A 26,855-nucleotide genomic window follows, 5' to 3' on the forward strand; every position below is an offset into this window, starting at 1 on the left:
GAATAAGTAAATATATTTAAAGACATACATATAAGAGAGCGTTAGCTTTTATTCTCATAATTCGGAATCTGGACAATTCCTCACTTAAACAGAATAAAGTTGTAACGCCCGCGCTGTATAGGCGTGGGCTAAACTTTATGTTTAAGTGGGCAGTCCAGAGCCTCGAATTAGATAAAGTTAGGTTCCACGCCTTTCTTGTATCTATACTTTTCTTCTTTCTACATAAATCGAAAAGAAAAATCATCTGTCTTTTGGAGCCACAGGCAAACTAAAACATTAAATGACATGAACGTGAAAAGCGGATTGCTTTTGTCGCTTCTTTTGCTTCTGGGCTCGGTGGCCGTGATGGGGCAGACGACAAAAGGATGTATTATCAGCATTGAAAATGGGGCAGTCAATGTGGATTTGACAAGTGCACAAGTGCGAGTAGGAGATTATCTGGAGGTAATTGTGAGTGGTGGTTACATGACCGATCCAGCAACGGGACGTAGAATCAGAAAAAAAGATGAGGTACTTGGTACACTTGAAGTAGGTACTGTTTATTCTGAATATTCTGTGGCAAGACCTCATAACGCTTCTCTACTTGTGCGATTGAAAGCCGGAATGGCTGTACGGACTTCTGCAAAGGTTGTTACAGACAGTTCTCCGCAAGAGAATGTTTATCAATCTGAAAAGCCGGTTTCATCAAAAAACAAAGCTATGGTCAACAGTTTTGTTTCTGATGGGAATACAGCCGGAGATATCGCAGTTTCAGGATCTCAAAATTTATTGGAAAATAAAGAGACTTCAGAAAGAGTCAACATAGTCATAGCACCGGCACAAGTGAATGATGTTGTACATAATGGGCATTTTGGAGATTATGTGGCAGATGTGCTAATGGAACAAATGTTGATGTGCGATAAGGTTCGTTTATTGGATAGGAGCGTATCGAATGCACAGATAGACGAGATCAATCTTGCTGGGGATATTCTTGACCCTGCCACTACCATTCAGCGTGGAAAAGGAATTGGGGCCCGCTATATATTACAGACCACGATGCAGAAACCGGATGTGGCAAATGTGCGAACCGGTATCCCTCTGGCATCAGTAATGGGTGCGGTACAAGGGCTGACGGGAGTGAATATAGGCGCGGCTTACGGATCGAATATGAATTTTGCTACATTGAAAGCATCGGTCAATTTGTCCGTCCGTGTGGTGGATTTGCAGACGGGCGAAATTGTGTTTATGTGTTCGGGCAGTGGAAAGGCACAAGGCAAATCTCAATTATCCATGGAGTATGGCGCTTTAGGAGGAGGTGAACTGAATGGTGGAGCCGAGGATTTCAAACAGACGGTTACGGGAAAAGCCATACAACAAGCTTTTATGAGAATAGGGAGGAATTTGAAGGATTTCTTCAACGGAAAGGTGGATAGAAAAGTAGTGGGAAGTGTTTCCGGGGGAATCTCTTATGGAGATAGAATGTATGCCAAAGGGTATAAATTATATTTGGGGACTGAAAAGTTGGATAAGGATGGGGTACGCGTTGCATTCGCTGATAAAACAGGTTTATTTTTTCAATACCAAAGAGCCAAGAGGAAAAAAGGTCTAAGCTGGGTAATGGCAATCGGGGGACTTGCTGTAGGTGTGGGAGCCGCTTCTTTATCAACAAGCTCCAGTAGCTCTTTACCTTTAGTCCTTGCAGGAACAGTTGGCACAGCTTCTATAGTTGGAGGGGTCATTCTTAATAGTTCGGGCAGGCGAAAGTTGAAACGTATATGTTCTTCCTATAATAACAGTAATTCTCAATACAGTTATAATGAGAATTATGGTTTCCGGTATTCTTTGTCTCTGACTTCTACCGGTCTACGTTTTACTTTTTAAATCTTAATATAGTCTGAAATGAAAAAAATATTATTATTTACAATATTCTTATTCGCTTCTTTGCTGTCAGAAGCGCAAAACATGATTCAAAGTTACGTTATCAACATCGAAAACGACAAAGCCTTTTTGGATATAACTTCTGCTAAAATAAAGGTGGGCGATGTGTTGTCTGTTCATGAAGAAGCCGGATATATGGTACACCCGGTGACTAAAAAGAAAATCAAGAAAGAAGGTGGCATCCTTGCAGATTTGGAAATTGTGGAAGTTTATGGAGAATACTCTGTTGCAACCATATATCCGGAAGAAGCAGTTAAGAAAATAAAAGTAGGGATGATAGCGGAAATGCCGGAATTGCCTCAAGGGCATACAGATGTATTGACGGATAATGCGGTAGATGAAGAATTGCAGATAGTTCCAACAGATGCGAATGGTATCGTAGATCGTTATCTTCGGATAATTGGGTTGGATGAGGGAAAAACATCAATCCCTTTTCCTCCTTATTATATAAAAGGTTCTTCCTCTTATATCACTATTAAAGATAAAATTTATACGACTCGTGATTTTCAGGCTTGTGATTGGGCGGACAAGAAGATGCATATAGCACATATAGCTTCAAAAAAAACATATAATTACGTTTCGGTACTTAATGGAAATGAAGGTTGGTGGGGATTCGCTCAAGGGTTAGTAGGAAAGTACAAAGCTTCAGTCGTAGCGGAAGCGTGGAGAATTTTCGATGATAAGACTGTATTTAATTTAGCGGTCTTTAATACAAAAAAATGGCAACGCGTGCTTGGTGAAAAGAGAGCCATAAAAGGTAAGCAATGCACGGGAGTAATTTTTATGGCTATTGGACAAACGCAGGATAAAGAGACTTACTATTTTGATGATGCTACTGGTCTGCCCGTCTTGGTAGAAGGGAATGGCTTTGAAACAAAATTCTTGGAATATCGGACTTTCGGAGATTTAGTCTTATGCTCAAGGCTACAAACTGTTTACTTTGGCGAACTTGCAAAAAAAAGCAAGTTGAAAGAGACAACAATGACTTTACAAGAAGTCTGTTTTGATTGTCCGCTCGATAACTTTCTCTTTACGAAGGAAGGAGCGAAGCAGGCATTTAAATAGTTGGTTATAAATTGTAGAATGTATTCCGCAACGATTGAGACGTTTTACGGAATGTAGATGCCTTGACTTCAAAATGCCAGATTGCAAGCTCCTGTTTTTCTCCAGTTGGAAAAAAAATTTCCCAACTGGAGAAAAATCCCCTCATCTGACCTGCCTTTTACGGTTTCAGCGATACACACAAAGATACTATATTTTGGCGAATTAAGTACTCCGTTTGTAGGGATAATAAAAAAGGAGGTGCTGCTGCATCTCCTTTCCTATTCTTTATTCGTAGCCGTCTCTATCCGATGGCCAAAGTCAACTCCATACCAGGTTTAAACTTAGCAACTTTCTTTGCAGGAATCGTAATGCTCTGTTTGGTAGAAGGATTAATGCCCAGACGTGCTGCTCTTTCTGACACAGCAAACGTACCGAAGCCAACCAATGATACTTTATCACCAGCCTTTAGAGCCTTTGTGATTGATGCCATGAAAGCATCCAATGCTTTCTTAGAATCCGCTTTTGTCAAACCGGACTCTGCTGCCATAGCGCTGATAAGTTCTGACTTGTTCATAAATTTAAAATTTAATAATTAATATGTTACACAAAAGATATCTGCAATAGAATTTCACAAAGCTCTACAAAAATAGAGCAATATTTCTGAATATCAAATAAAAACATTAAAAAAAGATTGGATTTTGGCGAAAAAAAAGGAATAGAAAGTCGTTTTTCTGTTATAGAACAGAATTTATTCGTATTTTTGCAACTCAATGAATGAAATAACAGATTATGAATGCCATACCAACAGTTACTAAGAACCTATTAATCATTAATGTACTGGTCTTTCTTGCGACCATTGTTGCTCAAAGTTACGGCCTGGATTTAGCCCGTTATCTGGGACTTCACTTTTTTCTTGCCGATGACTTTAACATAGCGCAACTTATCACATACATGTTCATGCATGGAGGCTTTACGCACCTTTTCTTTAACATGTTTGCCGTGTGGATGTTTGGTCGCATACTCGAGCAAGTATGGGGACCCAAACGTTTTTTATCTTACTATATGATATGTGGTATAGGTGCAGGCTTAATCAGTATGCTGGTAACATACATACGCATCCAGGCTGCAAAGACCGGAATGAGTCCGGAAATGATTAATACCGTATATCAGGAAGGCGCTCAAATCATGCGGGACAATATGAACTACACCTATCCATCCATGGCAAATCTGAATGCTCTTTTAAACGGAGTTACCGTAGGAGCTTCAGGGGCCGTGTATGCCATTTTGCTGGGCTTCGGAATGTTATTCCCCAATCAGCCGCTATTCATATTTCCGTTGCCGTTTCCGATAAAAGCCAAGTACTTTGTTATCGGATACGCATTGATTGAACTGTACGCTGGTTTTGCCAACAATCCTAACGACAATGTAGCTCACTTTGCACACTTGGGTGGTATGATATTCGGTTTTATACTGATCATGTATTGGAGAAAAAAAGACAGAGGAAATGGGTACTATTACAACTGATCTTAAAGAAGCTTTTCGGAGAGGGAATATTTATATCCAACTGATTTATATCAACGTAGCCGTCTTTGTGGTTACTACGCTGACGGAAGTTATTTTGCAGCTATTCAACCGTAGTCTTGGAGGGGTATTTGAATGGTTGGAGCTTCCTGCTTCATTTACACAATTCATCATACAGCCTTGGTCGCTGTTCACATACATGTTTATGCATGCAGGTTTTCTGCATATTCTGTTCAACATGCTATGGCTATATTGGTTTGGCGCATTGTTCCTGATGTTCTTCTCTGCAAAGCATTTGCGGGGAGTTTATATATTGGGAGGTATTTGCGGCGGATTGCTGTACATGGTGGCATATAACGTTTTTCCGTATTTCCGTCCGATGGTTGACTACTCATTTATGCTGGGAGCATCTGCGTCTGTGCTTGCTATTGTAGCTGCGACCGCATATCGTGAGCCGAACTACCCGATACGATTATTCCTATTTGGCACGATACGACTGAAATATCTGGCACTGATTGTTATCGGTACTGATTTACTGTTCATCACATCCAGCAATGCAGGTGGACATATCGCCCATTTGGGTGGCGCATTAGCAGGAGTCTGGTTTGCAGCAGGATTGAGTAAAGGCAGAGACATTACGTCCTGGATTAATAAGATTCTGGATGCTATCGTTTCAGTATTCAGCTTCAAGCCTCGCAAACCCAAAATGAAAGTGCATTATGGTAACAGTCGTCAGAAAGACTACGATTACAACGCCCGCAAGAAAGTTCAGTCAGAAGAAATAGATCGCATCCTCGATAAACTAAAAAAATCGGGATACGAAAGCCTGACTACGGAAGAAAAGAAAAGTCTTTTCGATGCGAGCAAACGATAATATAGAAATATGGGAATAAGGCATATTGGCAGATTCGTCGCTTATCTGATTTTAGCGGTCAACATCTTCTTCATAGGTTTGTTGCTTCTTACCGCTTACAGCCCGTATATTAAGCCGGCCGCACATCCTGTGGAGTCCTGTTTCGGACTGGCATTTCCTATCTTTCTGGTGATTAATATTTGCTTTCTGGTCTTTTGGCTTATTATCCAGAATTATAAGTTTGCATTAGTCACATTGACAAGCCTTCTTCTATGCTATCCGCAGATACGGACTTATTTTCCTATTAATTTTCATACGAACAAGTTACCGGAAAACAGCTTCAAAGTTTTATCGTACAATATAATGGGATTCGATGGAGCCGTTAAGAAAGACGGAGAGAACCCTATTTTAAATTATCTGAAGAACAGTGGAGCAGACATCCTATGCCTACAAGAGTACCAGACCATTGAATCTTCTCATTATCTCAGCCAAAAAGATGTCGAGAAAGCTCTGAAAGATTATCCTTATCATAAGATTCAAACTGTAGGAAGCGGAAAAGGCCATACCAACCGGATAGCCTGTTATTCCAAATACCCCATACTTTCGTCCCGCAGATTAGATTATGCCAGCGAATACAATGGTTCTGCGGTTTATGAGCTAAAAATAGGGGAAGATACTGTAATGCTTATCAACAACCATCTGGAATCTAATAAACTGACGAAAGAAGATAAAGTTGTCTATGAAAGTATGCTCAAATCTCCCGAAACGAAAAAGGTAAAAAGCGGTGCCCGCCTGCTTATCCGCAAACTGGCAGAAGCTTCTGCCATCCGTGGTTCGCAAGCCGACAGCATCGCACAAGAAATTGCAGCGTCACAGCACCCTTACATTATCGTATGCGGTGACTTTAACGATACACCCATCTCCTACGCTCACAGAGTTATCGGCCAGGGACTGAATGACACTTTCACACAATCGGGTCGCGGACTGGGTATCTCTTACAATCAAAACAAATTCTACTTCAGGATTGACAATATCCTGGCAAGTAAAAATCTAAAATCTTATAACTGTACGGTAGACCGATCTATAAAAGAGTCTGACCATTATCCAATCTGGTGTTATCTGAAGAAAAAAGAATAAAGAAAAAAATGATTAATATCTAATACTTAAAACTATGTTTAAGAAGTGTATTTTTATTTTAGCTACAACTTGTATGATGTACTCCTGTACCACACAAACGGAAACAAATCCGTTTTTGTCCGAGTTCCAAACCGAACATGGCGTACCGCCCTTCGATAAAATTAAACTGGAACATTACGAACCCGCCTTTTTGAAAGGGATCGAAGAACAAAACGCGAATATCGATGCTATAGTGAATAATTCTGAAGCACCTACTTTTGAAAATGTAATCGTTGCTCTCGACAATAGCGCCCCGATACTGGACAGGGTTAGTGCTATTTTCTATAATATGACGGATGCCGAAAAGACACCCGGCTTGAATGAACTGTCCATAAAAATAGCTCCGACATTATCAGAGCACAGCGATAATATCTCACTGAACCAAGAGCTCTTTAAAAAAGTAAATGCCGTATACCAACAAAAAGAATCTTTGAAACTGACCACTGAACAAGAGCGTCTGTTGGAAGAGACTTATAAAGACTTTGTTCGCTCCGGTGCAAACCTTTCTCCCGAAAAGCAGACACGTCTGCGTGAGATCAACAAACAGTTGTCCACATTAGGTCTCACATTCAGCGATAATATTCTGAATGAAAATAATGCCTTCAAACTCTATATAGACAAAGAAAAAGATCTTGCCGGACTGCCCGAGTGGTTCCGTCAAAGCGCAGCAGAAGAAGCAAAAGCAGACGGCCAGGAAGGAAAATGGCTGTTCACTTTAGGAAATGCCAGCCGACTCCCATTCCTGCAATACTCAGAAAACCGCCCGTTGCGTGAACAGATATACAAGGCTTATATCAATCGCGGTAACAACAATGATAAGAACGATAACAAGAAAATCATTACAGACATTGTAAGTCTTCGCCTTGAGAAAGCACAATTACTGGGCTTTGACTGTTATTCCAATTTCGTTCTGGATAACACAATGGCTAAGAACTCCACTACTGTAATGAATTTCCTGAATAACCTGTGGAGCTACTCCTTGCCGAAAGCAAAAGCCGAAGCTGCTGATTTGCAAAAGATCATGGATAAAGAAGGCAAAGGAGAAAAACTGGAAGCATGGGACTGGTGGTATTATACTGAAAAGCTTCGCAAAGAGAAGTACAATCTTGAAGAAGATGAAATCAAGCCTTACTTTAAACTGGAAAACGTACGTGAAGGAGCTTTCGCAGTTGCCAACAAGCTCTATGGCATTACATTAACGAAGCTGGAAGGTATTCCCGTATATCATCCTGACGTAGAAGTATTCGAAGTAAAAGACGCAGATGGCTCTCATATGGGCATCTTCTATGTAGACTATTTCCCACGTCCGGGCAAGAGCGGTGGTGCATGGATGAGTAACTATCGTGAACAACAAGGCGATATTCGTCCGTTGGTATGCAACGTATGCAGTTTCACCAAACCTGTAGGCGACACTCCGTCACTGTTAACAATCGATGAAGTAGAAACTCTATTCCATGAATTTGGGCACGCTCTGCACGGATTACTGACTAAGTGTAACTATAAAGGCATTTCCGGAACAAATGTCGTACGTGACTTTGTTGAATTGCCCTCCCAGATAAATGAACATTGGGCTACTGAACCTGAAGTACTGAAAATGTATGCCAAGCATTATCAGACAGGAGAAACCATTCCCGACAGCCTTATCGAAAAGATTCTGAATCAAAAAACCTTCAATCAAGGCTTCATGACCACTGAATTACTGGCTGCTGCCATTCTGGATATGAATCTGCACAACCTGACTGACACCAAGAATCTGGATGTATTGGCATATGAGAAAGAAGCCATGAATCAATTGAATCTTATCCCCGAAATAGCCCCGCGTTATCGTACCACCTACTTCAATCATATCATTGGTGGTTATGCTGCAGGCTACTACAGCTATTTATGGGCAAACGTATTGGATAACGATGCTTTTGAAGCTTTCAAAGAGCATGGTATCTTCGACAAAAAGACAGCAGATCTTTTCCGGTATAATGTCCTTGAAAAAGGTAATAGCGAAGACCCGATGACACTTTACAAGAATTTCCGTGGTGCTGAGCCTCAACTGGAACCAATGTTAAAAAATCGTGGAATGAAGTAAAATTAGTGCCATACAAAGGCAGCAAAATCATTGCCAGATGCAAATATTTGAGTTCCTTTTACTTCCGAATGTGAAAAAAAAACTATATTTGCAGCCTTGTACGCTATAGAAATCAATTAATAAAGTAATCATAATAAACTAAAAGTAACATGCAAAACAAAGGATTTGTAAAGGTTTTTGCAATTTTGCTCACACTGGTATGTGTGTTCTACCTTTCCTTCTCTTTTGTGACTCGCCATTATAACAATAAGGCAAAAGAGTACGCAAAAGGCGATCTGAAGTTAGAGCAGGACTACCTGGATTCTCTGTCAAACGAGAAAGTGTGGTTCGGCAATTGGACACTGAAACAGTGTCGTGAGATGGAGATCAGTTTAGGTTTGGACTTAAAGGGTGGTATGAACGTTATCCTTGAAGTTTCTGTTCCTGATGTTATCAAAGCATTGGCGGACAACAAAACCGATGAAGCATTCAACCAAGCATTGGCAACTGCCGCCAAACAGGCTATTAGCAGCCAGGATGACGTCATTACCCTGTTTGTTAGAGAGTATCACAGAATTGCTCCGGATGCACGTCTTTCTGAACTTTTCGCTACTCAACAATTAAAAGACAAAGTTAACCAAAAGACTCCCGACGCTGAAGTAGAAAAAGTACTGCGTTCGGAAGTAAAAGCCGCAGTTGATAACTCATACAATGTACTCCGTACTCGTATCGACCGCTTTGGTGTGGTTCAGCCCAATATCCAGAGTCTGGAAGACAAGATGGGACGTATCATGGTGGAACTTCCGGGTATCAAAGAACCGGAGCGTGTAAGAAAATTACTGCAAGGTTCTGCTAATCTGGAGTTTTGGGAAACGTACAATGCAAAGGATGTTGCACCTTATCTGCAAGCTGCTGATAACAAACTGCGCAGCATTTTATCTAATGAAGCACCGGCTGACAGTGTAGCCGTTGACAGCACTGCTACTCCGGTTGTGGCACAAGCTACCAGCACTGCCGATAGTCTTGCCGCAGCATTGAAAGGTGAAAACAAAGCACAATCTGTAGATTTAGCACAAATTAAGAAAGAACACCCGTTACTGGCTGTTCTACAAATTAACTCCAGCGGACAAGGTCCCGTTGTAGCTTATGCTAATTACAAGGATACAGCTGACATCAACAGATATCTTTCTATGAAAGAAATCCAGTCTGAACTTCCGAAAGATCTCCGTCTGAAATGGGGTGTTTCTGCTTATGAATACGATCCTAAAGGACAGACTTTCGAACTTTACGCTATCCGTTCAACCGAACGTAACGGACGTGCTCCGTTGGAAGGCGACGTTGTTGTAAGCGCTAAAGACGAATACGACCAATTTGGCAAGCCTGCTGTAAGTATGTCTATGAATACAGACGGTTCACGCCGCTGGGCTCAGTTGACTAAGCAGAACATTGGTAAGAGCATTGCTATCGTATTGGACGGCTATGTATATTCTGCACCGAATGTAAATACAGAAATTACAGGTGGTAACTCACAAATTACCGGGCACTTCACTCCTGAGCAAGCAAAAGACTTAGCGAACGTATTGAAGTCAGGTAAGATGCCGGCTCCTGCACGTATCGTTCAGGAAGATATCGTAGGTCCGTCTTTGGGACAAGCTTCTATCAACGCCGGTGTATTCTCATTCATCGTTGCATTGATTCTGTTGATGGTTTATATGTGCACTATGTACGGTTTCATTCCGGGTATGGTTGCCAATGGTGCACTGGTATTGAACATGTTCTTTACATTGGGTATCCTCTCGTCTTTCCAGGCGGCCTTGACAATGTCCGGTATTGCCGGTATGGTGTTGGCACTGGGTATGGCTGTGGATGCTAATGTATTGATTTACGAACGTACCAAAGAAGAATTGCGTGCAGGTAAGGGTGTGAAGAAAGCACTCGCAGATGGTTACTCCAACGCATTCTCAGCTATCTTCGACTCTAACTTAACTTCTATTATTACAGGTATAATCCTGTTCAACTTCGGTACAGGTCCTATCCGTGGTTTCGCCACGACTTTGATTATCGGTATCTTGATTTCATTCTTTACCGCTGTGTTTATGACACGTTTGGTTTATGAATACTTCATGAATAAAGATAAATGGTTGAACCTGACCTTCTCTTCTAAGATCTCCAAGAACTTGATGGCGAATGTACATTTTGACTTCATGGGTGGTAATAAGAAGTGGTTGACAATTACAGGTGTTATTCTTGTAATCTGTATCGGTTCACTCTTTGTACGCGGCCTAAGCCAAAGTATCGACTTCACAGGTGGACGTAACTTCAAGGTACAATTTGAGAATGCGGTAGAACCAGAACAAGTACGCGAGTTAATCTCCAGTAAATTTGGTGACGCTAACGTTAGTGTAATCGCTATCGGTACAGATAAGAAAACTGTACGTATCAGTACAAACTATCGTATTGAAGAAGACGGCAACAATGTTGACTCTGAAATAGAAGCATATCTCTATGAGACATTGAAGCCCGTATTGACGCAAAACATTACTCTGGAAACATTTATCGATCGTGAAAACCATACTGGTGGTAGTATCGTCAGCTCACAGAAAGTAGGTCCGAGTATTGCAGATGATATCAAAACTTCGGCTATGTGGTCTGTAGTGCTTGCTTTGATTGCTATTGGTCTGTACATCTTGATTCGTTTCCGTAACATTGCATATAGTGTAGGTTCTGTAGCTGCACTGACAAGTGATACATTGATGATTCTGGGCGCTTATTCTCTCTGCTGGGGCTGGATGCCATTCTCACTGGAAATTGACCAGACATTCATCGGTGCTATTCTGACAGCTATCGGTTACTCTATCAATGACAAGGTGGTAATCTTCGACCGTGTACGTGAGTTCTTCGGCTTGTATCCGAAACGTGACAGAAAACAACTGTTCAACGACTCATTGAATACAACTCTGGCACGTACTATCAATACTTCATTGAGTACATTGATTGTGTTGCTGTGTATCTTCATCCTTGGTGGTGATTCTATCCGCAGCTTCGCATTCGCAATGATTCTCGGTGTTGTAATTGGTACATTGTCTTCTTTGTTCATTGCATCTCCTATCGCATACATGATGTTGAAGAACAAAAAAATAGCTGAACCTGCTGCTGAAGTAGCTAAATAAGAACTATAAAGTTAACGATAAAAAAGGGAAGTCGATTCGTTCGACTTCCCTTTTTATTTTGTAGTCCCGAGGGGAATCGAACCCCTATCTAAAGTTTAGGAAACTTCTATTCTATCCGTTGAACTACAGGACCAGCAACATTTGCGGTTGCAAAGATAAGGCATTCTCCCGATTTTACAAGGCCGAACGAATCTTTTATCGAGAAGTCAAGAAAATACAAGCAACACAAGATTTTATCAAAGTGTAAAGTCAAAACAGCTTCACACAGCATCAAATTAAGCATCCACACTTACATTTAGTCAACACATGCATCAGCAGAACAAATGATAATATGCAACTTTTATTCGTTCAAGTCAGACACATAGTCAGAGTTTTGTTCACTCCAAATATCAAAAAACACTCATTTCTCAATTCTTTTAGTACACAATCACAGATTAACTCAAAAAGATTTTGCCAAGTCGCATAACTTTCCGACATTTGCAAACGTGCCTATAAAAAGCGTAGTACTTTTTGTAAGTACCCCAACCAACATGAAAACAGATTTTAAGTGATCCTATAAATTAATCATAGTAATACGAAATTATGGCAAACGACATGATGGTAAAAGAACTGGATCAAGTGGTAGTCCGCTTTTCCGGAGACTCCGGCGATGGTATGCAGCTCGCCGGCAACATCTTTTCAACAGTATCGGCTACGGTGGGAAATGACATCAGTACTTTCCCCGACTATCCCGCAGATATCCGCGCCCCGCAAGGCTCTCTGACCGGCGTATCAGGTTTCCAGGTACACATCGGCGCCAACAAAGTATTCACCCCGGGTGATAAATGCGACGTATTGGTAGCTATGAACGCTGCCGCATTGAAAACACAGTATAAGTTTGCTAAGTCTACTGCTTGCATCATTATCGACACAGACTGTTTCCAAGCTTCCGATTTACAGAAAGCCGCTTTCAAGACTGACAATCCTATCGAAGAAATGGGTATCAAGCAAGATGTTATTGCTGCCCCTATTTCTCAAATGGTGAAAGACTGTCTGGCAGAAACAGGTATGGATAACAAAGCAATGCTGAAATGCCGCAACATGTTCGCTCTTGGCTTGGTATGCTGGTTGTTCAATCGCGACCTGAAGATTGCAGAAGATTTCCTTAGAGAGAAGTTTGCAAAAAAGCCGGAAATAGCAGAAGCTAACATCAAGGTGATTCACGCCGGTTACGACTATGGTCACAATACACACGCTTCCGTAGCACATACTTATAAGATAGAAAGTAAGATAAAGACGCCCGGAATATACATGGATATCATGGGCAACAAAGCTACAGCCTACGGTTTCATTGCTGCTGCTGAAAAAGCAGGTCTGAAGTTATTCCTGGGTTCTTATCCCATCACTCCGGCTACGGACGTATTACATGAACTCTCCAAACATAAATCCTTAGGTGTCATTACCGTCCAATGCGAAGATGAGATTTCCGGCTGTGCTACGGCTATCGGTGCTTCTTTTGCTGGTGCATTGGCTGTAACTACCACTTCCGGCCCGGGTGTCTGCCTGAAATCAGAGGCTATGAACCTTGCAGTGATTACAGAACTTCCTCTGGTTGTTCTGGATGTACAACGCGGTGGTCCTTCCACAGGTTTGCCGACTAAATCGGAACAAACTGACTTATTGCAGGCTTTGTTTGGCCGTAACGGCGAAAGCCCAATGCCAGTTATTGCTGCAACCTCACCGACAAACTGCTTCGATGCAGCCTATGCAGCTTGTAAGATGGCTTTGGAACACATGACTCCGGTAGTTCTGTTGACAGACGGTTTCGTAGCCAACGGCTCCGGTGCATGGAAGCTGCCGAATCTGGATACATATCCTGAAATCAAACCTCAGTATGTTACTCCTGAAATGAAGGATAACTATACTCCTTATAAACGCAATCCTGAGAACCAGGTACGCTACTGGGCCGTTCCGGGACAAGAAGGCTATACTCATATCCTCGGTGGTCTGGAAAAAGACAGCAACACTGGTGCGATCTCTACCGATCCTGAAAACCACAATCTGATGTGCCACCTGCGTGCAGAAAAAGTTGCAAAGATTGCTGTACCCGATGTAGAGGTACAAGGCTGTGCAGATGATGCAGACCTGCTGATTGTAGGTTTTGGCGGTACTTACGGACACTTGTATTCTGCTATGGAAGAGATGAACAAAGCCGGACAAAAAGTAGCCTTAGCTCACTTCTCTTATATCAATCCGCTGCCTAAAAATACGGCTGAAGTATTGAAGAAATACAAGAAAGTGGTAGTTGCCGAACAGAATCTGGGACAATTTGCCGGTTATCTCCGCATGAAGGTGGATAATTTCACTCCGTATCAATTCAATGAAGTCAAGGGACAGCCGTTCTTAGTAAGTGAACTGGTGGCTGCCTTCACCGAGATTTTAAATAAATAATAACCCCGTAAAGTATCGAAAGACATGAGCGAATATACAGCTAAAGATTTCAAAAAAGGACAGCCTCGTTGGTGTCCGGGTTGCGGTGACCACTTCTTCTTGAATTCACTGCACAAAGCACTGGCAGAAATCGGTGTTAAGCCTTGGGAAACTGCCGTTATTTCGGGTATCGGTTGCTCCAGCCGTCTGCCTTATTATATGAATACGTATGCGATGCAGACTATCCACGGACGTGCTGCCGCCATCTCTACCGGATGTAAAGTAACCAATCCTAACCTGAGCGTTTGGCAGGTTTCAGGTGATGGTGACGGTCTGGCTATCGGTGGTAACCACTTTATCCATGCTATCCGTCGTAATATAGATATCAACATTCTATTGCTGAACAACCGCATCTACGGTCTGACAAAAGGACAATATTCCCCGACGTCTCCCCGTGGCTTCGTCAGCAAATCCTCTCCTTATGGTACGGTAGAAGATCCGTTCCACCCGGCTGAACTCTGCTTCGGTGCCCGTGGACGTTTCTTTGCACGCTGTGTAGCCACAGATGGTCCCGGCACAGGAGAAGTTCTGAAGGCTGCTGCTAATCATAAAGGAACTGCTGTGTGTGAGATTTTGCAACACTGCGTTATCTTCAATGACGGAACCTACGACTCTGTATACAACAAAGACGGACGTGCCAAGAATGCTATCTACCTGGAACACGGTAAGCCAATGCTTTTCGGTGAGAACAAAGAGTTTGGATTGATGCAGGAAGGTTTCGGACTGAAAGTTGTGAAGCTGGGCGAGAACGGTATCACAGAAAAGGATATCCTTGTTCATGATGCACACTGCATGGATAATACATTGCAACTGAAATTGGCTCTGATGGAAGGTCCTGACTTCCCGGTTGCTCTCGGTGTAATCCGCGATGTGGAAGCTCCGACTTATGACGATGCTGTAATGGAACAGATTGAAGAAGTATCAGCAAAGAAGAAGTATCACAACTTCAAGGAACTGTTGATGACGAATGATATTTGGGAAGTAAAGTAAGCGAATACAATACTTCTTTCTGATAAAAGCCTCATTACCGTTACTACTTTATAGAACGGTAATGAGGTTTCTTCGTAACCGGCAACGGCTAACCCCCAAAAACAGTATGAATTTTAGGATTATAATCCCAAATGTTAGTATGATATTGGGGATTTGAATTTTAAAAGCTTACAGATGCTTTATGGGAAAACTTCTTCATCAGCGAACGCATCAAAGCAAATCATTACAAAGGAAATCATGCCAAAAGTTTCTTTTGAAGAACCACGCAGCAACAAGAAATAGACTACTTTTCTCAAATATTCTCGCCATTATGAGAATAAAATCTCATAGTAAAGAGAATATTTTCTCATACTCATGAGTTTTTCTTCTCATAACAGTGAGAAAAATCTTTGTTAAGGCATAAGAAAGCAGTCCTCACCTTAGCTCTTTTGATTCATGACTTTATCGTCCTATCACCTTACCACCTTATCACTTTTTTATTTCTTTCTCTTTGATAATAAAAGAATTAGTGTATATTTGCATCAGGCATACATTAACCTTTAACATCACTGTACTATGGGTAGAAGATTAATCTTTGACCGGTTTTCCCAGCAAGCTCTCCAGACCTTGCACCGGTATCGTGCCGTAATGTTCAGTCCCACCCTTTATTCATGTTTTTAGTTCGCGAGTGATATTTATTTTCAGTCATTTACTAAACATGAATAGATTATGGATAATAGACCTACCATAGCCGAAGTACAAGAATGGGTACTGAAGCTACACAACACGTGTGAGCAAACCATCACAAACGAAGAGCGCAAAGAACAGCACAAGTATGCCGTCATGGTGCAACGCCCGCAGGACAAGAAGTTCCTGGTGAAAATGCTGGATGAATCTTCGCAGATACGTGATCGCAAAAAACTTGCCGCCCGCATTAAGACTCTGATAGACCGCTATGGAGTACCTGAATTCCTGAACAAGCGGGATACTTTCCTCTTTAAAATGTACCAAGCCTTCGGACATCATTTCGATTTCATCGCCATACCTATTATAAAGAAACGCTTACGCATGGATACATCTAAAGTTATCCTTGATGAAGCGCGTCCCAAGTTAACCCGACACCTGTCCGAACGTGCACAGCAAAAGGTTGGACAAAATGTGAACCTACTGGGTGAAGTCGTTTTAGGCAATGGGGAAGCAGATCACCGTTACCATCATTACCTGGAAGCATTGGAAGCTCCGGATATTAACTATATCTCCGTAAAGATATCCGGCATCTATGCCCAGACGCATGCTTTGAATTATGAAGAGAGTTTCCCGGAACTGGTGAAACGCATGTCTGCTCTTTACCAAAAAGCAATAGACTTCCCGCATACAGATGAAAACGGAGTGAAACGCGCGAAGTTTGTCAATCTGGATATGGAAGAATATAAAGATTCACACTTTACTTTACGCCTGTTTAAAACTGTACTAAGCAAACCGGAATTCAAAGACTATTCAGCCGGTATCGTTGTACAAGCTTATCTGCCCGATGCTTATGATTTCCAGACGGAATTGCTGGAATTTGCAAATGCACGCGTGGCTGAGGGAGGTGCACCACTCAAAATGCGCCTTGTAAAAGGTTGCAATCTGGAAATGGAAACCGTGATTTCTTCCTTGCGCGGCTGGCCCAACCCCATACTTTCCACAAAAACGGAAGTAGATGCAAACTACCTGCATATTCTGGAACGCGCCCTGCTGCCCGAAAATGCAAAAGCGTTGCACATCGGAGTGGCTTCGCATAACCTGTTCACAATAGCCTACGCTTACCTGTTGAGCCAGAAAAACAACAGTTCAGAGTATATGACATTTGAGATGTTGGAAGGTATGGCCGACCATGTATGGCGTGCACAGTCGCAACTGGGTAATCACATCATACTATATGCACCGGTAGTGAAAGATGAACACTTCCTGAATGCAGTCTCTTATCTGGTGCGCCGCATGGACGAAAATACAGCTCCGGATAACTTCCTCACTCATTCATTCAATCTGAAACCGGGAACCGACACCTGGAATTTCCTGCAAAAGCAGTTTGAAGAAGCATATCACAAGAAAGATAGCGTTTCGCATACTCCTACGCGCACGCAGAACAGGCTTTTACCGTATTCTCCCGTCCCCCCATCCGACGTGATGAAAAACGAACCGGATACGGATTTTGATCTGCCTCAAAACCAGGAATGGGTACGAAAGATCTTTGCCAAATGGAAAAAGTCTTCCGCCGATACTCCGGAAATCATTCCTCTGCAAATAGGAACCGAAGACATCATCTGTGAAAAACGCCATAAGTACATGGACCGCTGCCAGAATGATGAAGTATGTATTTGCGAAATGTCGCAAGCCAATACGGAACAAATAAAGCAAATCATCGGCATTGCAGAGAAAGATCCCGCAGGCTGGCGGAACACGACCTTAGAGGAACGTCATAGAATCATGTTCGAAGCAGCCAATCGCCTGGGTGATATGCGCGGAGACCTGATAGGCAGCATGTGTGCTGTAACAGGTAAAACAGTGGTAGAAGGAGATGTAGAGGTATCCGAAGGTATCGACTACGCCCGCTTCTATACCACAACAATGAAAAAGTTCGCCGCACTACATGATGTGGACATTACCTCCAAAGGAACAATCCTCGTCATTTCGCCGTGGAACTTCCCATGTGCCATTCCTATCGGCGGCATTGTAGCCGGATTGGCCGGTGGCAATACCGTGATACTGAAACCCGCAACAGTAGCCGCTCCCGTAGCATGGCTATTTGCCAAGGCTTTCTGGGATGCAGGAGTGCCCAAAGAAGCATTGCAAGTCATTATAACCGACCGTGAAGCACTGAAAGAACTGACCACTGCTTCGGCTATCAAGCATATCATCCTGACAGGTGGTACGGATACAGCCCAAAGCATTGCACGTACCAACCCGTCTACCCCACTTTCTGCCGAAACCGGTGGAAAAAATGCTATTATCCTTACAGCCTCGGGCGACCGTGATCATGCCATTATGAATATCGTTGCTTCTGCTTTCGGAAATGCCGGACAAAAGTGCTCAGCATGTTCCCTACTGCTTGTAGAACGCTCTGTATACGAAGACAAGAACTTCCAGGATAAGCTGAAGGATGCCGCCACCAGTATGAAAGTAGGCAGTGTATGGGAAGCCGGTAACGTAGTAGGCCCCATGATTACCAACCGGAACGACAAGTTATTGCAAGCCCTTACACTGGAACCCGGCGAGTCCTGGCTGGTTCCACCTAAGTTTATCGACGAGAAGCAATACATCCTCGCCCCTACCGTGAAGTGGGGAGTAAAACCGGGCAGTTATTCATTCCGCACAGAATTGTTCGGTCCCATGTTAAGTGTGGCTTGTATTGACAATCTTCAACAGGGAATAGAGTTGGTGAACAGCCTGGACTACGGTTTGACTTCCGGTCTGCAAAGCCTGGATGAAAACGAACAAAAACTCTGGAAGGACTCCATTCTGGCAGGTAATCTTTATATCAATCGTGGTATCACAGGTGCTATTGTCAACCGCCAACCTTTCGGTGGGATGAAACTGTCTGCTTTCGGTGGTGGTGTAAAAGCAGGCGGACCGAACTATTGCGCCTGCCTTGTGAAGATTACCGACAAACCGGAAAGTAATACGGATTATAAGCAAAGTTATCCTCATGCTTATGAAGAAGAATTTGCGCATGCACGGGATATCAATAAGTTATATGGCGAACAGAATGCATTCCGTTATCTGCCATTAAAGAATATGGCGCTCCGCCTTTTCCCGGGAGATAGTAACGAAGAAGCGGAAATGATTGCACTTGCCGCAAAGCTCTGTCACACACCACTGACTATCAGCTTTGACCCGAATGATGATCGCACGACTGCATTATCATCTACCGGCTGTACACTAAAGAAAGAAACATTGGATGAATTCCTCAAAACAATGAGGAGCTATGAACGCATCCGCACTTGTGGCGCTGATATTCCGATGGAAATGTATGAAGAGGCAGCCCGTAGAAACAAATACATTACCACGGCAAAACCTGTGAAAAACGGACGTGTAGAGTTGATACATTATATTAAAGAGCAAAGCATCTCCTTCGAATACCATCGATATGGCAGCATTCTGGATGTGCCTCCCGTAGAATAACAATTAAAAAGACGTGGTCCGGCTTGCCTGTCGAAAAGCGGACAGGTCAGGCCACGCTCATTCCTCGTTCTCCACCGGCAATGGCAAAGAAACCGTAAATTCGCTATATTTTCCTTCCACACTCTCCACACTGACGTATCCTCCATGTTCACGGGCCACATTCATCACATAGTTCAGCCCCAAGCCGAAGCCGGATACTTTCTTCTTCGCATCCTCATTCCGGGTAATTACGCGTTCAAACTTATCAAATACAATCCGTTGAGCCGCAAGCGGAATACCGATTCCATTATCCCGCACCTTGATCTGAGTATACTGCCCGGAAAGGCAGGAAGTAATCTGTATATCTATCGTATCCTTAGAGTATTTCACAGCATTGTCTATCAGGTTACTTAAAGCCTCTTTCAGATATTCTTCATCAGCACAGACTCCCTCTTCCTGTAAATCCACCTGAAATATAGTAGGCTTTTCTGCCTTAGCAGTGAACGTGTGTACCAGTTCATCCACCATAGGATGAAGTTGAATCCAGTTCTTGTCCAGCAATAATTGTCCATGTTCCAACTTAGAGATAGTCAGTACTTTATTGGCCAGCGCAAGCAAATGCTGAGCCTCCGCCTCCAGTATGTCGAAATGTTTTTCTTTCTTCTCAGGTTTATCATCTACTTTTCCACTACGAAGCACTTTGAGGCCAATCAGGATGGAACTGATCGGATTCTTCATGTCGTGAACCATAGCATAAGAGAAATCTTCACGCATTCGTGCCAGTTCGTCTTGCCGACGAATAATATCCACCTGCTTACGTATGGCAAATAATAGAAGTCCTAAAGCCACTATCGTTCCGAAGAATATATAAAGCAGCTTGCCGATGAACCCCGCACGAAGATTCTGGATATAAGCATGTACTCCCTGAGTATCATTCACAGGGCACACGAAAGTATAGTGCTGTTCCAATAACTTCCGATAATCAGAAAAATACCGTAAATCCTGTTGCAATACGATGGAATCGCTGTGTAAAGATACCGTATCCAAACGGAACTTGATCCGCTTCAAATTCACTTCATCCAGTTCATGACGGAAAAAGGCAGCCAGATCCTTAGTTTGTCCGGCTTCAAATGCATCCGCCGCACGGCCGTAAGCTTCGTGAATATTACGTATCACTTGCTGTCGGTTCAGCCCGAAACTTCGTCCCACCCAATTTCCAAGTAAGTACAGAACAGCGGCAGTTGCAGTTATTGTAAGGAGTATATAATACGACTTTTTCATCAAGTATTCTATATTTCAGGCAAATATAGATAAACTTTTCTTTTCATCTTAACATAAAGATAACATTCTGATAACCTAAATTAATTTCATACTCTTGTTATCTTTGCAGCGTAGAAATCAGTAAAAAGGAATTATGGAAAAGAAAGAAGCAAATAAGGAACCATTCAACCGCCCGGATGGAGTGGAAGTGAAACTCACGGCAAAGTCCATCAACATAAAAGGATTTCTGTTTTTCTTCATTCTGTTCCTGACAGGCAGCTATCTGTTTGTTTATGTATGGGATGAACCTTCATCCTATAGTGCCGGTCGTTTATTGGGTACCGCTGTAAAAGGAATCAGTAGTCCCCAAGTTATGCTTTGCATATTTTTACTCCTCGTGTTTTATATACTAATCCAGGCAGGGATTCTTTACTGGTTTAGCGGAAAGGACAAAAAGCTCCTACACTGGCATTTTGACTGGACTGGAGTAGGATTTTCTCTGACTCGTCCTATTCCATTGAAGTTCTATCGGGTATCCTTATTATTACCAGGCATCCTATTGGGAGTGATGCCTGCAATCCATGGGTTCTGTACAGGAGAAGCCAACATATTCTTTTTGGGATTATTTGGCATTCTGGGTGGTACGGGAGATTTTCTTTTTTGGTACAGCCTTCGTGCCTTTGATGATGAAGACCTGCTCCTCTCCAGCAAAAAAGCCTTTCAGGCCACCATTATAAAACGCAATTACGGAAAAAATGATTAAAGTTCTCTCCTAACGTATAACAGAAAAAGTTCCCTCATACCCCAAAGGGCAGAGAGAACTTTTAATCGCTGGAGAGGATGACTTATTCAACCTCCATTGTCAATCTATTAACATTCTTATTTAAGGACTTTAATCATTTGTTCTCCACTGGTAAGTACACCTCGTACAACATATACTCCCGCCGGCAAGTCCGACATATCTACAAACTCAACATTCATAACTTGCTTTATCAGAGTACCACTAACAGAATAAATATAAGCAGTTCCCACTTCTGGTAATACAACTTTCTGGAGTTGGCTATCATAATATGCTTTCGCATTGCCATCTTCAACTTTATCAATACCTGTCGGTACACCTACAATTACAGCATTAGATGCAGCCGTTTCTACACCGCCAACTACCGCAGTTACTGTATATGAGCCATCTGCTGCACTCTCTACCGTATAATTAGTAGCTTGAATACCTTCTTTCAGGAGTGTACCGTCAATGTAAAGATTATAAGTAGTAGCAGGTTCCTCTGCACGGGTAACAGCTTGCTTATCGGCATCTTGCAGAACTGCGGAAATTCGCCAGTTGTAATCCAAATCTTTATTCATAGATTTCAATGTTCTCCAAGTAGTTCCATCGGTAGTAATCAGATTACCTTTTCCATCTACTGCCGGTCCTTCATCTGTCATATTAGGCTTCACTCCATTGATGTGGCTAACATAATACCCTACACAAACTTCATGACCAGCTGGAATTACTACCGGTTTATCCAAACGAACAACATTTTCTCCTGCTACCAGAGTCTTTACATCAACTTCTTGTTCATAAACTAAGTTACGATCATAGAAGACAGCTATGGCAGAAGTCTGCAAATAGACATCGCTCAGACTATATTTAATGTGAGTAATATATTTACCTACCTGATCAGCCAGATCGTCAGCATCATAAGCTATTACAAAGTATCCATATACACCACTACTTCTGGTTAAACCAACTGCTTTACTACCGGATGTCTTATCCTGATAGTTCATTTCATTAGCAGCTTCAGGCGATTGCCATGTCAAAGTCAGATTCTTATTTTCCAATGTACCGCTCAAACCGTAAGGAGCAGGTGCAAGATTAGGTTGCTTGTATTCAACAGTATAAGTATCAGAAAGAGCAGATTCCCATCCGTTTGTATAAACAGCAGATACAGCATATTCATAATTTCCGTAGTTCAACGTTGCAGTATATTCCGGATTTTCTGTTTCAGTAGCCAATGAACCATTGCAATAAACGCGGAAGTTCTTTACAGCAGGCTTACTATCAGCTGCACGAGTTGCAACAACACCATTTACTCCAAAGGCTGTTGCCGATTTCAAGTCAGAGAATGATCTGCCTGACATACTTTCGAGCGGAACCATTTGATTATTAACAGGTGTTGTCTTTCTAAGTGTAGTTGTAGCAGCCTTTTGTGAACCTTTCAAACGTACCTGTGCTCCTACTACAAAGTTACTATTAAATTCTGCATCGATCCGGCTGTAAGCAACCCAAGTTGTTCCATCCAAACTAAGCATATCACCTCCCGTTACACGTGGACCGGCATCAGCAGCAATAGGTTCTTTTCCATCAGCAAACAGAGCAAAGTATCCTACATAGATAGAACTTCCTACAGGTACTGCTACCGGCTCATCGAATGCAACACTAAACATTTCACCTGTTTTGATAGAAGCAGCGGTCTTAGAAGCTAAGATCTTCTTATCGGCAGAACATAACACAACTTTCAGTTCCTTAACATCATCCGTTAAGTACAGATTAACACCTGTTATCTCATAATCTGCATAAAGAGCCAACTCTTCTTTGGTAAATTGTGCTCCGACATAAAGATCCACATCTTTTCCATCATTAGTCATACCCCATTTATATTTGGGTTCACCATAATGTTTCAATTCCATAGGCAAATCCGTATATACATCCCATTTCAAAGATAACTTTCCTTTATCGAAATCAGTTTCGGTAAAGGTAGGACGTACATATTCAGCCGGCAATTCAACTATAGCTGTAGCAGAAGCAGAGGCTTTTGAAGAAAGGCCATCTACATAATTTGCCACAATTGTATAAGTATATGTACCTGGAGCTAATTCTTCCGTATAAGTTAAACCTGTTATTCCGGATTTTACTTCCACGCCATCACGATATACGGTATAGCCTTTCACTACCGGAGTTTTAATCTCACTCTGAGCTTCCACATCAGCACTTAACATCCAGTTTGCATTAGCTGCTGCCTCAATATTAGTCCAACTGGGAACTGTGGTATCAAAATCAGGTTTTGCCGTAGAAGTTGAAATAAAACATGCACCCGAAATAGCCGGTCCACTATCCAACAACCCAGGGAAAAGGTCTGCTGCATGCACCACATAATAACCATAAGACAATTCTGCACTCGGATCAATAACGTACGGAGTTGTTAAAGCTATTTTAGCCCATTTATGCACTTCCAATGCAGCAATTTCTTCAGCTGGTACCTGCTGAGAATATACAATTTTACTATTCTCAAGAATTACCAAACGCATTTCCGTTACTGCGGAATTCAGCATAACATTAATAGCTGTAATTTTATGATCAGCATAAGAAGCCAATTCATCGCTGGAGAATGCATTCACTGCCCATATTTTACGCACTGTACCGGAAGTTCCTCCCATGGCCTTACCTTTTTCCCCATTACTCCAAGTCAATGTTTTATCAGCAAGAATCGGAGATTTCCAATTCAATGTCGCATTCAAGCCATTAACGACAGTTCTTACATCTACTGCAATCGGACGGGCATCCTCTACAGGAGTATTAGTCAATGATAAAGGGAATGACTTTTCTTCCTTTTCACCATAAACAGCCGACACACAGTAATCATAAGTGCCCTTAGGTTCGTCCTTCAACAAGGCAGCTTTTTCCGTCAGCAAAGCTGTATTTACTTTAGTATCGCCACGATATACATTATATCCGTCAGGTTCTCCTGCAGTAGGTATATCAATATGAGCAGATACCAGGAAATTACCTTTCACCACGTTTTTCCAATTCTTTCCATCATACGAATATAAGTCACCCTTGCCCGTAACACCTGGTACGCGATCCATAATGCCAACAAAAGTAATATTCGTACCATGAACAAATTTAGCTGCTACAGTCAATTCTACATCGTCACGCACTGTATAAGGTTCATCCAACTTGATAGTCTGCATTTTCTTCAGTTCCAGATTTTCAAGATTCACCTTCTGTTCACGTACCACTTTATCATTCTCATACAGTAAAAGGCTAACCTCAAGCACTGCACTGTAATTGCAAAATGAGATAGCATCAATGACTGAACCTTTATATTCTTTAAGATCGTTCTTATCAAAACGGTTAGCAATATAAAGAACAGGAATCTCCCCATTCAAACTTACTCCACTCACACCGTTATAAGGTGTATCATTATGCCATTGCATTGTTTTAGCCTCAGCCGGACTTTTCCAATTCAATGATACACTTGCAACCTGACTTTCTCCTCTTAGAGTATGAGGAGCCCCCGTCTGCGCCATAGCAAAGTTGTAACCCAACAATGCAGTCAGCAGAAAAAACATTTTAAAAGTAATATTTCCCATAAGCAATCATTTTATTCCCAAAGAGAGGATACTCCTTTGAGATCGTTAAACAATAATAGGCAAAATTAATGGAAGCCCCCATTTCATCGAAAAAAACCGAATAGACAAATGATGTACAAAACCCTTTTTTGTTATCTTTGTAGCATGAAAAATGCGTTTTTAATATATTTATGTATATTCTTATTACAACAATCTGTTTTAGGAAGTAATTCATATCGATGGAAACCTATCGATGCTTCTTTTGACTCTTTAGGAAAGCAACTCGAACTGGTGGACTATAAGAATAATGAACGAATGCAGTTTTATCCACTTGTCACACGCATGTACCAGATAGCAAATCTAAAAAACAATAGAAACCTGCAAGCGCGTGCCTTATATTGGGATGCCTGGCTGAAATTTGAAACAAATACGGAAGAAACAGAAACCCTTATAGAAGAAGCATTAGAAAAAGTAGATTCCGTTAATTACACTTATGATCATGCCCGTATTTTCTTCGTTAAAGGAATGCTTTTGGCAAAACATAACAAATACCCACAAGCTTATCGCACATTTAAGAGACAAGAAAATTACTTTAAATCCATAAATGATTTATATAGTCTTGGTTATACATATGTCAATATAGGTTCGATTATGAGAAGAATCGGAGAATACCAAGAAGGATATAAATATTATCTGCAAGCCGACGAAATATTCAAAAAAGGTGGATTCATTGATGATGAAATTAAGAATCGACACAATATAGGAATTAGTCAATATCATCTTGGACACCCACAAAAGGGCATAGAGATATTGACTGCTTTACTTGATGAGAGAATAGCGCAAGAAGACCTTCCTTTCAGAACCGATGTGCTGACCTCACTCTATTTTGTTTCGCAAACTCTGCCTGATAAAGAAAAGTACGCGCGCGAAGCATATAAGACCGCTCAAAAAATCACAAATAAGACATCACAAACTTATACTCTCATTAATATGGGAGCATTATACATTTATAAGAATGAGAAAGATTCTGCTCTTTTTTATTTTCAAAAAGCACGCCATTCTGCCGAGGCCAACAAGGATGCCTTTTCAGCCATTCACACTTTATATGGCCTTGCGGAAATATATGATAGGAAAAACTTACCCGACAGTGCTTATCAGTACCTAAAACAGTATTTGCAATATAAAGAAGAAACAACCGGGTATGCCAAATCAAATGAAATCAATCAGTATGAAATGAAAATGGCAATCGAGCAATATGAGAATGAATTGCATGAAGCTTCCGAGCGTATCGAACTCCATAAAAGATTAACTATAGCCAGCTTCTTAATAGGTTTAATGATTTGCTGCATTATTGGTTATATATTCTGGTTGTCACGAAAGAAAGAAAAGATTGCTAAGCAACTGAAAGAAGCAGAAAATCGCGAACTAAACGAACGCCTTCAGCGCCAACAATTACAAAATGAAAAATATCACCTGGAGTTAGATCTCAAAAATAGGGAATTGACGTCCAACTCCATGATCTCTATTGAAAAAAATCGGGTCCTAAAAGGTTTATTAAAGCAAATAGAGGAACTGGAAAGTAATAAAGAACTGTCTACGCCAGGAGGAAGAACGCTAAAACAACAAATTAAATCACACTTGGATACAGAAGACGAATGGATGTTTTTCAAACATCATTTTGAAGAAGTACATCCCGATTTCTTTAAGAAATTATGTTCCATTCATCCCAATTTATCGGAAAATGAACTACGCTTATGTGCATATGTACGCACCGGTATGGAAACAAAACAAATTGCACAGATGCTTTCCGTTTTACCTGAAACAATAAATACAGGTCGATACAGAATCCGTAAGAAGATGCAACTCGGACAAGATGTTACATTGGAAAACTATCTGCGGGATATCTAATTTCGATTTTAGTTGTTTT

General features: G+C 41.7%; 14 protein-coding genes, 1 tRNA gene and 2 pseudogenes. 13 read left to right on the plus strand and 4 right to left on the minus strand.

Going from position 1 to position 26,855, the window contains the following annotated elements; all coding sequences use genetic code 11:
• The first annotated feature begins 285 nt into the window (after positions 1–285).
• The gene (locus DWW10_RS12545; protein WP_022392634.1) at positions 286–1,860 is read left to right on the plus strand and encodes a CsgG/HfaB family protein; all 1,575 of its coding nucleotides are present in this window, start codon (positions 286–288) and stop codon (positions 1,858–1,860) included.
• Positions 1,861–1,878: 18 nt separating this feature from the next.
• Positions 1,879–2,982, plus strand: a complete 1,104-nt coding sequence (locus DWW10_RS12550; RefSeq protein ID WP_022392635.1) for a hypothetical protein — start codon at positions 1,879–1,881, stop codon at positions 2,980–2,982.
• A 280-nt stretch (positions 2,983–3,262) separates the two neighbouring features.
• Here DWW10_RS12550 and DWW10_RS12555 read toward each other — a convergent pair whose 3' ends face one another.
• Complete coding sequence (locus tag DWW10_RS12555; RefSeq protein WP_007661934.1) at positions 3,263–3,535, minus strand: HU family DNA-binding protein; 273 nt, start codon at positions 3,533–3,535, stop codon at positions 3,263–3,265.
• 215 nt (positions 3,536–3,750) lie between these two features.
• On the opposite strand from DWW10_RS12555, the pseudogene DWW10_RS26680 reads away from it, so the two are divergent.
• The 6 genes and pseudogenes from DWW10_RS26680 to secDF all read left to right on the plus strand — a co-directional run.
• A pseudogene (locus DWW10_RS26680) lies at positions 3,751–4,060 on the plus strand (rhomboid family intramembrane serine protease); the annotation flags it as partial.
• Between the two features lie 149 nt (positions 4,061–4,209).
• A pseudogene (locus DWW10_RS26685) lies at positions 4,210–4,485 on the plus strand (rhomboid family intramembrane serine protease); the annotation flags it as partial.
• Positions 4,466–5,356 carry a rhomboid family protein gene (locus DWW10_RS12565; RefSeq protein ID WP_007661930.1) on the plus strand — a complete coding sequence of 297 codons (891 nt, stop codon included), beginning with the start codon at positions 4,466–4,468 and terminating at the stop codon, positions 5,354–5,356. The pseudogene DWW10_RS26685 and the gene DWW10_RS12565, both read left to right, overlap by 20 nt.
• Positions 5,357–5,371: 15 nt before the next feature.
• Positions 5,372–6,472, plus strand: coding sequence for an endonuclease/exonuclease/phosphatase family protein (locus DWW10_RS12570; RefSeq protein WP_182021396.1), 1,101 nt, complete (start codon positions 5,372–5,374; stop codon positions 6,470–6,472).
• Positions 6,473–6,506: 34 nt separating this feature from the next.
• Complete coding sequence (locus tag DWW10_RS12575) at positions 6,507–8,591, plus strand: M3 family metallopeptidase (RefSeq protein ID WP_022392638.1); 2,085 nt, start codon at positions 6,507–6,509, stop codon at positions 8,589–8,591.
• Between the two features lie 149 nt (positions 8,592–8,740).
• Positions 8,741–11,740 carry a protein translocase subunit SecDF gene (gene secDF, locus DWW10_RS12580; protein ID WP_022392639.1) on the plus strand — a complete coding sequence of 1,000 codons (3,000 nt, stop codon included), beginning with the start codon at positions 8,741–8,743 and terminating at the stop codon, positions 11,738–11,740.
• 61 nt (positions 11,741–11,801) lie between these two features.
• On the opposite strand, the gene DWW10_RS12585 is transcribed toward secDF, so the two are convergent.
• Positions 11,802–11,873, minus strand: a tRNA-Arg gene (locus tag DWW10_RS12585).
• Positions 11,874–12,322: 449 nt separating this feature from the next.
• Between DWW10_RS12585 and DWW10_RS12590 the strand changes: the two genes are divergently transcribed.
• The 3 genes from DWW10_RS12590 (at position 12,323) to DWW10_RS12600 (ending at position 19,342) form a co-directional block, all read left to right on the plus strand.
• On the plus strand, positions 12,323–14,170 hold the full coding sequence (locus tag DWW10_RS12590) for a 2-oxoacid:acceptor oxidoreductase subunit alpha (protein ID WP_022392640.1): 1,848 nt from the start codon (positions 12,323–12,325) through the stop codon (positions 14,168–14,170).
• A 24-nt stretch (positions 14,171–14,194) separates the two neighbouring features.
• The gene (locus tag DWW10_RS12595) at positions 14,195–15,199 is read left to right on the plus strand and encodes a 2-oxoacid:ferredoxin oxidoreductase subunit beta (protein WP_022392641.1); all 1,005 of its coding nucleotides are present in this window, start codon (positions 14,195–14,197) and stop codon (positions 15,197–15,199) included.
• Between the two features lie 708 nt (positions 15,200–15,907).
• Positions 15,908–19,342: a bifunctional proline dehydrogenase/L-glutamate gamma-semialdehyde dehydrogenase gene (locus DWW10_RS12600; RefSeq protein ID WP_022392642.1), complete on the plus strand. Its 3,435-nt coding sequence runs from the start codon at positions 15,908–15,910 to the stop codon at positions 19,340–19,342.
• A gap of 57 nt (positions 19,343–19,399) precedes the next feature.
• Here DWW10_RS12600 and DWW10_RS12605 read toward each other — a convergent pair whose 3' ends face one another.
• A complete protein-coding gene (locus DWW10_RS12605) occupies positions 19,400–20,602 on the minus strand; it encodes a sensor histidine kinase (RefSeq protein WP_022392643.1) in 1,203 nt (400 codons plus the stop codon).
• Positions 20,603–20,735: 133 nt separating this feature from the next.
• Between DWW10_RS12605 and DWW10_RS12610 the strand changes: the two genes are divergently transcribed.
• Entirely contained in the window at positions 20,736–21,344 is a 609-nt protein-coding gene (locus DWW10_RS12610) for a hypothetical protein (RefSeq protein WP_022392644.1), read from the plus strand.
• Positions 21,345–21,460: 116 nt separating this feature from the next.
• Here the strand turns inward: DWW10_RS12610 and DWW10_RS12615 are convergent, their stop codons facing one another.
• Positions 21,461–24,949 (minus strand): hypothetical protein, encoded by a 3,489-nt coding sequence (locus DWW10_RS12615; RefSeq protein ID WP_022392645.1) that lies wholly within the window; start codon positions 24,947–24,949, stop codon positions 21,461–21,463.
• Between the two features lie 108 nt (positions 24,950–25,057).
• On the opposite strand from DWW10_RS12615, the gene DWW10_RS12620 reads away from it, so the two are divergent.
• Positions 25,058–26,836 carry a tetratricopeptide repeat protein gene (locus DWW10_RS12620; RefSeq protein ID WP_022392646.1) on the plus strand — a complete coding sequence of 593 codons (1,779 nt, stop codon included), beginning with the start codon at positions 25,058–25,060 and terminating at the stop codon, positions 26,834–26,836.
• Positions 26,837–26,855 lie beyond the last annotated feature (19 nt).

The organism is Bacteroides intestinalis (assembly GCF_003464595.1).
Lineage (GTDB): Bacteria > Bacteroidota > Bacteroidia > Bacteroidales > Bacteroidaceae > Bacteroides > Bacteroides intestinalis_A.

Coding starts and splice junctions, on each gene's coding strand:
- DWW10_RS12545 (WP_022392634.1), top strand. CDS start 286: ATGAACGTGAAAAGCGGATTGCTTTTGTCGCTTCTTTTGCTTCTGGGC.
- DWW10_RS12595 (WP_022392641.1), top strand. CDS start 14,195: ATGAGCGAATATACAGCTAAAGATTTCAAAAAAGGACAGCCTCGTTGG.
- DWW10_RS12610 (WP_022392644.1), top strand. CDS start 20,736: ATGGAAAAGAAAGAAGCAAATAAGGAACCATTCAACCGCCCGGATGGA.
- DWW10_RS12615 (WP_022392645.1), bottom strand. CDS start 24,949: ATGGGAAATATTACTTTTAAAATGTTTTTTCTGCTGACTGCATTGTTG.
- DWW10_RS12620 (WP_022392646.1), top strand. CDS start 25,058: ATGATGTACAAAACCCTTTTTTGTTATCTTTGTAGCATGAAAAATGCG.
- DWW10_RS12575 (WP_022392638.1), top strand. CDS start 6,507: ATGTTTAAGAAGTGTATTTTTATTTTAGCTACAACTTGTATGATGTAC.
- DWW10_RS12555 (WP_007661934.1), bottom strand. CDS start 3,535: ATGAACAAGTCAGAACTTATCAGCGCTATGGCAGCAGAGTCCGGTTTG.
- DWW10_RS12605 (WP_022392643.1), bottom strand. CDS start 20,602: ATGAAAAAGTCGTATTATATACTCCTTACAATAACTGCAACTGCCGCT.
- DWW10_RS12600 (WP_022392642.1), top strand. CDS start 15,908: ATGGATAATAGACCTACCATAGCCGAAGTACAAGAATGGGTACTGAAG.
- DWW10_RS12565 (WP_007661930.1), top strand. CDS start 4,466: ATGGGTACTATTACAACTGATCTTAAAGAAGCTTTTCGGAGAGGGAAT.
- DWW10_RS12550 (WP_022392635.1), top strand. CDS start 1,879: ATGAAAAAAATATTATTATTTACAATATTCTTATTCGCTTCTTTGCTG.
- DWW10_RS12590 (WP_022392640.1), top strand. CDS start 12,323: ATGGCAAACGACATGATGGTAAAAGAACTGGATCAAGTGGTAGTCCGC.
- secDF (WP_022392639.1), top strand. CDS start 8,741: ATGCAAAACAAAGGATTTGTAAAGGTTTTTGCAATTTTGCTCACACTG.